An 8557-nucleotide genomic window follows, 5' to 3' on the forward strand; every position below is an offset into this window, starting at 1 on the left:
CCCGCCACACCGGCCCGCTCCGCCGCCCGGCCCAGGGCCTGTGCGTACACGGCCTGCGTGGCCGTGGTCCAGGCCCGTACGCCATAGCGTTCGGCGTGGACCCGGCGGCAGCGCTCCCGCAATCCGGGGAAGTGTTCGCGTGCCGACCTGAGCGCCAGGGGCAGTTGCGCGGCGCTGCTGTAGAGCGCTCCGGTCCCCTCCGCCCTCACACTGTCGGCCGCCGCCGAACCCGCCAGGGCGAGCACGGGCACGCCGGCCGCCAGTGCCTCCTGGCAGACCAGGGGAGTGGCCGATTCGGGGCACACGCCGGGAAAGACCAGACCGGTGTAGCGCGCAAGCCGAGCGGCGACCTCCTGGCGCGAGAGCGGGCCGAGCAGCCTGACGCCGGCGGGCGCGGCCTGGCGGCAGGCCGACTCCAGCGGCCCGGAGCCGATCACGTCGAGCGGTTCGCTTTGCGGCCAGCTCCTGAGCAGCGCAAGGATGCCCTTCTCCTGGCTCAGGCGCCCGACGTACACCCAGCGTGCGCCCGCCCCCTGGGGCGGGGTGGCGTCCTGCGAACGGGCCGCGGGCACGGATCCCACGAAGTTCGGTACCAGGGTGAGCTTGTGCGGGGGTGCCCCGAACCGCAGATACAGCTCCCGGCTGCGCTCGCAGAGCGTGACGAGCCGATCGGCGCGGCGCAGCAGGGGGTCGGCCGCCGTGCCCTGCCGGCCGGCCCAGGCCAGGGGGAGTGTCGTGCTGCGGGTGCCGCGGTAGCAGCCGTGGCGCAGTCCCGCCCAGCGGTCGCCGTCGGGGCAGGCGGTGCACACCGCTCCCGCCCGAAAGAGCGTGGCGGCCGCGCAGGCCGGCCGGTAGTTGTGGAGCGTGGCCACCAGCGCGCCGGGCCAGCGGTGCAGCCAGGCGGTACCGAAATTGGGGAAGAGGTTGTGCACATGGACGACGTCGGGGCGGAAGTCGTGGAGGCCGGCCAGCGGTGACCTGCCCCGGCCGGTGGCTACCCGCACGGCGGCGCGCAGGGCGTACCCGGGCTCGGACTCGAGGGCGTCGGTGCGGGCGGCGATCAGCTTGACCTCGTGTCCCGCGTCCCGCAGCGCCTGAGCCTGGTCGAGCACGGCGCTGTTCTCGCCGCTGGGCCTTTGGGAGGAGTAGAAGCTGTGCACCAGCGCCACGCGAAGGGCGGCGGTGGCGGGTGCCGTGCGGGCTGCGACGGGGCCCTGGGGGGTGGGGCTGGGCCGGGGGGCGGCGTTCATCGCGCCGTCCCTGCCGTGACCACGCGGCGCGAGAGGCCGGCTGTGGGGCCTGCGGCGCCCGGTGCGGGCCCGGCGCCAGCGCACGCGGCGAAAACCGGCGGCAACGGACAAGACAGACAGCCCGGTTCGGGCCTTTCGAAAGGGGCGGTGAGCTCAACTCGTACGTGCATGCGCTCTGTCGTGCCTTTCCTTTGCCGGTGGGCCCTGAGGTCCGGTCACCGGGGCGTGTCGCTGCTTCAATGACCCTTCAGGACGGTTTCGTACAGCCGCTCGGCGAGTTCGGCCTTCGACGCCCAGGTGTGCTGGCGCGCCCAGTGCAGCCCGGCGCCCGCCATACGGCGGCGGGCCTCTTCGTCGGTGAGCACCCCGCCCAGGGCGCGGGCCAGACGCTGCGGCAGATCCGCGGGGTCGCCCAGCGCCACGGGCACCGCACAGCCGGGGGCGGAGAAGTCCCCGACTCCCTGATGGTCCAGGTGCACCACGGGCAGCCCCCGGGCCCATGCCTCGAGGTTTTGCACCCCGAAGGAGTCCCGCAGGCTGGTGAAGAGCAGGACGTCCGCTCTGTCGTAGGCGGCGAGCGTCTGCTTCCAGGGCAGCCGGCCCCCAAAGCGCACCGAGCCGGTGACGCCCAGCCGTGCGGTGAGCTGTTCCAGCCCGGGACGCAGCGGCCCGTCGCCGAGGACCACCAGGCGGGCGTCGGGAACCTCGTCCAGGAGCAACGCGAAGGCGCGCAGGGCCAGTTCCGGGGCCTTGATGGCCGTCAGCCGCCCCACCCACAGCACGGTCGGTGGCCGCTGGTCTTGTTCCGGTTCCCCGTGCGGCGGCTCCTTGAGCAACGTGTCGGGAACGCCGTCGCTCAGCACCAGATGCGGATCGGCCCGGCCCAGCCGGCGGGCCCGCTGCGCGGTGTCACGATTGGTGGTCAGGACCGCGGCGGCATGCCGCAGCGTCGCCCGGCACGAGGGGCGCAGGCTCATGGCGTTGACCCACAGCAGTTCCCGCGTCCTCTCCTGCCGGTAGGCCGGCCCCAGCCATCGCCGGTGACTGCGCGGTGCGATCTGCCCTCCGCCCACGGGCCCGAACACCAGGGGCGGGCCGAGCCGGTGCAGGGCGCTGCCGCCGACCAGTGAGCCGTAGGAGACGTGGTGCACCAGGTCGGCACGCCCCAGATTGTTGCGGCGCGCGTAGGCCAGGGCGCGTCGCTGCCACCCGTCGTAGTGCACGAACTCCTGGACCTGAGCACGCAAAAAGCCCGGTACCAGGCGCACCCACCCCGGGCAGCGCGGCGTGTCGACGACGTGGGGCGTGATCTGGCGCCCCACCGCTCCCAGCTCCTCGATGCGCGCGGCGATGTGCCGGGTGTTGTCGCCGTGGGGGCGCGTGAGGAGTTCCACGGTGTGTCCGCGCCGTGCGAGAGCTTCGGCCCAGGCCCACCCCATACCCGGTTCGGTGCCGCGGCTCGGGTCGCATGCGTAGGCGCTCACCACGATGCGCAGGCGGCGCGCGCCGGTGATCGCCTCCTGCTCGCCTCCGTCCCTGCTCCTGCCCCTCGGCGACGTCAAGGCCGCCTCCCCCCGCTCGTGAAGCGATGGGGCCCGGCACCCGGCGGCGCTCCACGGGGCGGGGCCGGCCGCCGCGGCGCCGTGTGGGAGGCGGCCTGCCGCAGGACGCCTCGCACGAAGCGGGCGTTGCCGAACAGGTAGCGCCGCCACAGCCGGCGCGGCTCGCAGAGGAGCCTGAACGCCCACTCGAGTCCGCTGTGTTGCATCCAGGAGGGTGCCTGGCGCTTGTTGCCGCCGATGAAGTCGAACGCGGCGCCCACGGCCACGCTCACCACGGGCAGCCTGGTGGCGAGCTCGGCGGCCCGGTGGTCTTGCAGGGGGGTGCCCAGGCCCACCCACACGATGTCGGCCCGGCTGGCGAGGATGTCCGCCTCCTGCCGGATCAGTTCCTCGGCGGTGAGCGGCCGAAACGGAGGGGAGAACGATCCGGCGAGCCGGGCACGGGGAAAGCGCCGCTGCAGCTCGCTGCGCAGCGCGGCCAGCGTCTGCGGGGTGGAGCCCAGCAGGTAGTGGCGCAGTCCTGTGCCCTGGCTCAGCGCGAAGACGCCCAGCATCAGGTCGGGGCCGTACACGCGGGTGCGGGGCAGGGCGGTGCCGCGGTGCAGCAGCCGGTTCGCCCAGACCACCGGCTGCCCGTCGGCGAGGTTGAGGAAGGCCGAGCCGAGCGTCTGGGACAGGGCCGGGTCACCCTCGCCGAGGGCGAGGGTGTAGGCGTTGCACAGGTGCACGTCACTGCGGGCCGCGCCGGCGGTCCGGTCGTCCTCGCGTGCTTCTCGGATCTGCCGGGCGCGTTCCACCACGTGGCGGGCCGCGCTCGCGGGGGTGTGGGCCGTGATGGGCACGCCCAGACACCTCACCACCGGGACCAGAGCCGTGCGGTCGCCGGTCGTCGTCACCTTCGGCCCGTGCCGTTCAGCACGGTGAGGGGGCGCCGCGCCGGCTCGCCGAAAGGGCTGTCGATGTCGATGCGGCGGCGGAAGTCCCTGATGGTCTCGCGCAGTCCGTGCTCCACCGGGGTCAGGGGGTTCCAGTCCAGCAGTTCGCGGGCCAGATCGACGGCCGGGCGGCGTCGCGTGGGATCGTCCGCGGGGCGGGGGATGGACACGATGTCGGAGGGGGAGTCGGTGAGCTTGACGATCCACTGGGCCAGCTCGAGCATGGTCACCTCGTGCGGATTGCCGAGGTTGACGGGCCCGCTGTGGCTGCTGTCCGCCATGCGCATCAGCCCGTCGACGATGTCGTCCACGTAGCACAGGGAACGGGTCTGGCTGCCGTCGCCGGTGACGGTGAGCGGCTCGCCCCGCAGCGCCTGGCGGATGAACGTGGGGATCGCGCGGCCGTCCTCCGGGCGCATCCGCGGGCCGAACGTGTTGAACAGGCGTACGACCTTGGCGTCCACGCCGCGTTCTCTTCGGTACGCCATCGTCAGTGCCTCGCCGAAGCGCTTCGCCTCGTCGTAGACCGATCGCGGGCCGACCGGGTTGACGTTGCCCCAGTAACTCTCCGGCTGGGGATGCACCGTGGGGTCGCCGTAGGTCTCCGAGGTGGAGGTCAGCACGAAGCGGGCGCCCTGGGCGGCGGCGAGGTCCAGGGCGTTCCAGGTGCCGGCCGAGCCCACACGCAGCGTCTCCAGGGGGAGCCTGAGGTAGTCCGCCGGGGACGCGGGCGAAGCGAGGTGGAAGACGGTGTCCACCTGGCCGCTCACGCTCAGGCCCTCGCTGACGTCCCGGCAATCCAGCCGGAAGCGCGGATGGTCGTTCAGGTGGGCGACGGTCTGCGGTCCCGATGTCGCGAAATTGTCCACGCACACAACCGAATGGCCTTCGGCAAGCAGCCGTTCGCACAGGTGGGAGCCGATGAAACCGGCCCCACCGGTCACAACCACACGCATGAGGATCCTCTCTCTTCGCCACGTCGCAGGCCGGGCGGCGGCAAGGAGGTGTCATTGCCGAGGCATACCCATGCGCCGTGTTTGCATTGATTTGTCGTTTATGGACTACTTGAGACTCAAGGTGGGCGAATATGCGTCCGGTATGGTCCTGTTTCCCTCGTTTGTCGGAACAGAAGGACACGACCGCTGCACCCGTCGTAGTGACGGCAGTCCCCGGCACCGGCGGCCGGCCCCGCTCGCACACCACGCGCATGGCCCTGAAACGGACCATCGACATGGTGGGAGCGAGCGTCCTGCTCCTGCTGCTCGCTCCGCTGCTCCTGGCCGTGGCCGTCGCGGTGAAGGCGGACTCACCGGGACCGGTCCTGTTCCGGCAACAGCGCACGGGCTGGCACGGCCGCAACTTCCACATGCTCAAACTCCGCACCATGCACGTCGGAGCGGAGCGCATGAGAACCGAACTCGGCGCCCGCAACGAGACCGACGGGCATCTCTTCAAGATCCGCGAAGACCCCCGGATCACTCCCGCCGGCCGCTGGCTGCGCCGCTGGTCACTGGACGAACTGCCGCAGCTGCTCAACGTGTTGATGGGACACATGTCGCTGGTCGGCCCGCGGCCCCTGCCGGTCCAGGACTCCTCCTTCAGCGGCGACGCCCGCCAGCGTCTGCTGGTGCGGCCCGGCCTCACCGGGCTCTGGCAGATCGGCGGCCGCTCCGATCTCAGCTGGGAGGACGCGCTGCGTCTGGACCTGGAGTACGTGCACGCCTGGTCCATCCGGATGGACCTGAACATCCTCGCCCGGACACTGCCGGCCATCGTGCGCGGCCAGGGCGCCTACTGACCCGGTGCCGAGCGCCGCACCGCCGCCCGACGAAGGGAGACGCGCATGCCGCGTCGCGGAGAACGCCCTCCACCGCACCGGGCCGGCAGGGCGGCCCGATGGTGCCGCCGCCGGCCCCTGGCCGCCCTGATGTGCGCCGCCGCCGCACTGGCCCTGACCGCCGCCGGCTGGATCCTGGCCACCGCACTGCTCGCCCGAAACGAACTGCTGGCCGCCCAGCAGGCACTGCAGTCCCTGCGAGGCCAGTCCGGCCCGCAGACGCCGGCCCGGGATGCCTCCGCCGGCGCGGTCGGCAAGGCCGCCGGCCACGCGGCCGCAGCCCACCGCCTCACCACCGGCCCCGCCTGGTACGCCGTGGCACACGTCCCTGTCCTGGGGCGGCCCGCGCGCACCGTGCGCGGCGCCGCCGACGCGGTCGACCGGCTGACCCGCGACGTGCTCACCCCCCTGGCGGACACCGCAGGAAGACTCGCCGCCCACACCGGCTCCGACGGCGGCCACCTGGACCTCGCCGCCCTGAACCGGGCGGCCCCCGCCCTCCAGAAGGCCGCCCGCAGCGCCGTCAAGGCGCGGGCGGACGTGGCCGCCCTGCCGCACCACACCTGGCTGCCGGCCGCAGACACAGCACGCATGCAGCTGAGCGGACAGCTCGACCGGATCGCCCCCGTGGCCAGCGAGGCCGCCGTCTCGGCACGGGTGCTGCCGTCCATGCTCGGCCGAAAGGACCCCAGGCGATACCTGGTCGTCTTCGAGAACACGGCCGAGGCGCGCGGCACCGGCGGGCTCCCCGGAGCGTTCGCGGTCCTGACCGCCGACCGCGGACACCTGGCATTCGAACGCTTCGGCAACGACAGCGAACTGGCCCACACACACGCGTCCCTCGACCTGGGCGAGGAGTACGCCGCACTGTACGGACGCCATCAGCCCACCGGCATCTGGGTCAACGCCAACCTCAGCCCCCACTTCCCGCACGCGGCGCGCATCTGGAGCGCCATGTGGCGCGAGCACAGCGGCCAAAAAGTGGACGGCGTCATCGCGTTCGACCCCAGCGCGCTGGCCGGTCTGCTCACCAACGCCGCCCCCGTCCGCCTCTCCGACGGAACCGCCGTCACGACAGCGAACGTGGTCGATCTGACCGAGCGCACCAGCTACGCGCTCTTCGCGGACACCACCGCGCGCAAGGCCTTCTTCCTCGACATCGCCCGCGCCACCTCGCAGGTACTCCTGAACAGCGCCGAGGACCCGGCCAGACGCTCCGGGCTGTTCACCGCTTTGCACGGGCAGTTGCTCCAGGGCCGGGTCAAAGCGTGGAGCGCCCACCCCCTCGAGCAGCGGGAGCTGGCATCACTTCCCGCCGCGGGCGTCCTGCCCGACAACGCCGCCCCCTTCGCCGCACTGGTGATCAACAACGCGGCGGGCACCAAGCTCGACTACTACCTGGACCGACGCGTGGACTGGACAGCCGCCCGCTGCACCGCCGCCGGACGCGAAGTCACCGCGACGGTGAAACTGACCAACCGCGCACCGGCATCGGGACTGCCCGCCTATGTCACGCAGCGCGTGGACGCCCCGCCGTATGCGACCCGGCCCGGTGACAACCGTCTGCTGGTCTCCTACTACGCGACCCGCGGAGCACGGCTGGTGCAGGCCAGCACGGACGGACGGACAGCCAGGCTGAGCCAGCTGACCGAACGCGGACATCCGGTCCTCTCCCTCGACATGGAACTGCCCCACGGCGCCACCCGCACCCTGGTGCTGAGATTCCTCGAACCTCCCTCGAACCGCGCCCCCCTCTTCCTGCGGCAGCAACTGGTGAAGCCGGTGCAGTTCACCGCACACACCGGTCCGTCGTGCTGAGGGCTGACCGCCGTTCGGGCCGCACACCCCCCAGACGGCCCTGATCCGGCAGGCCGGCTCCCGCCCGCGCACCCGAGAGCGCCGCAGACGCACTGATCCCCCTGCCTCACCCCCGGCCAGCGGAATGCCTCGGTCGGCCGGATGCCTCGGTCGGCCGGATGCCTCGGTCAGCCAGACGTCCCGGTCAGCGGGATGTCCCGGTCGGCCGGATGTCCCAGTACCGCCGAGGCGATGTGCTCCACCGCGTCCGCAATCCGCCGGGCGACCTTGCGCGCCGCCTCCGCGGGGGCACCGTGCGGATCGGCCACGTCATCGTCACCCCGCCCGGCGCTTCCGCGCCGCGACGCCGCCCCCCTCACCAGGAGCGCCGCTCTCCCGGCGGGGTCGCTGACACCGGCGGCGTCCTGCGGCCTCATCAGCCGCGTGAACTCCCGCAAGGTGAAGGCCCGCTGAAGAGCTTGCACCGGGCAGAGCCGGACGGCTGCCTCGCGGTGCTCGGCGCCGGCGCCCAGCACCAGATCGGCCTCCTCCACATGAGCCGCGGTCAGCCGGCGGGCGACCGCCCCCTGGGGGTCGCCACCCAGTTCGACGAGCAGACGGGCGGCGAAGGGATCCATGGGGGTGCCGGCGATCCCGGCGGTGCCCGCGCTGTGCACCTCGAACCCACCCTGCGAGGAAACGAGCCGGGCCCTCAGCAGACGTTCGGCCACAGGAGAGCGGTGCAGGTTGCCCGTGCACACGACGAGGATACGAAAGGGCCGGGCCGCCTGTTGCGGGGCTGATACGGCAGAAGAAGGGAGCACAGCCGCATTATCGGCCCCCCACCGGGCCGTTGTTCCGCTCGCCTCGCCGGACTTTTCCGACCTGCGCTGCGCCGCATTCCCGGGCTGCCAAAGCCGAACCAGGGCGTGCCTGGCCAAGTCCGTGCACGACGCCGGATGGTCGGCATTCATCGGGATGCTCGAATACAAGGCCGCGAGATACGGCCGGACGTTCGTGCGCATCGGCCAGTTCGAGCCGACGTCTCAGACGTGCTCGTAGTGCGGCGTCAAGGAAGGCCCCAAGCCACTGCACGTCCGCATCTGGGAGTGCGCAGCCTGCGGGGCCGTCCTCGACCGGGACATCAATGCGGCGGTCAACGTCGCCAAGGCCGCC

The 8557-nt window shown here is 72.5% G+C and carries 7 protein-coding genes and 1 pseudogene; 3 read left to right on the forward strand and 5 right to left on the reverse strand.

The annotated features are described in order from the left end of the window. From H305_RS0143100 to H305_RS49005, 4 genes are all read right to left on the reverse strand, one after another. Positions 1-1250: glycosyltransferase family 4 protein (locus H305_RS0143100; RefSeq protein WP_051371613.1), on the reverse strand; the 1250-nt coding region annotated here is incomplete at its 3' end. 236 nt (positions 1251-1486) lie between these two features. Then, positions 1487-2812 (reverse strand): glycosyltransferase family 4 protein, encoded by a 1326-nt coding sequence (locus H305_RS0143105; RefSeq protein WP_028805876.1) that lies wholly within the window; start codon positions 2810-2812, stop codon positions 1487-1489. After that, the gene (locus tag H305_RS49000) at positions 2809-3654 is read right to left on the reverse strand and encodes a WecB/TagA/CpsF family glycosyltransferase (RefSeq protein ID WP_234021450.1); all 846 of its coding nucleotides are present in this window, start codon (positions 3652-3654) and stop codon (positions 2809-2811) included. Before H305_RS49000 ends, H305_RS0143105 begins: the two co-directional genes overlap by 4 nt. Positions 3655-3704: 50 nt before the next feature. Beyond that, the gene (locus H305_RS49005; protein ID WP_199791549.1) at positions 3705-4703 is read right to left on the reverse strand and encodes a UDP-glucuronic acid decarboxylase family protein; all 999 of its coding nucleotides are present in this window, start codon (positions 4701-4703) and stop codon (positions 3705-3707) included. Positions 4704-4954: 251 nt separating this feature from the next. Between H305_RS49005 and H305_RS0143120 the strand changes: the two genes are divergently transcribed. Both H305_RS0143120 and H305_RS0143125 read left to right on the forward strand, forming a co-directional pair. Beyond that, entirely contained in the window at positions 4955-5545 is a 591-nt protein-coding gene (locus tag H305_RS0143120) for a sugar transferase (protein WP_051371615.1), read from the forward strand. Positions 5546-5590: 45 nt separating this feature from the next. Further along, complete coding sequence (locus H305_RS0143125; protein ID WP_028805878.1) at positions 5591-7402, forward strand: DUF4012 domain-containing protein; 1812 nt, start codon at positions 5591-5593, stop codon at positions 7400-7402. Between the two features lie 167 nt (positions 7403-7569). Here the strand turns inward: H305_RS0143125 and H305_RS49010 are convergent, their stop codons facing one another. Next, complete coding sequence (locus H305_RS49010) at positions 7570-8205, reverse strand: low molecular weight phosphatase family protein (RefSeq protein ID WP_051371616.1); 636 nt, start codon at positions 8203-8205, stop codon at positions 7570-7572. Between the two features lie 91 nt (positions 8206-8296). Between H305_RS49010 and H305_RS51905 the strand changes: the two are divergent. Further along, a pseudogene (locus tag H305_RS51905) lies at positions 8297-8557 on the forward strand (zinc ribbon domain-containing protein); the annotation flags it as partial.

Source organism: Streptomyces sp. 142MFCol3.1 (assembly GCF_000424945.1).
Lineage (GTDB): Bacteria > Actinomycetota > Actinomycetes > Streptomycetales > Streptomycetaceae > Streptomyces > Streptomyces siamensis.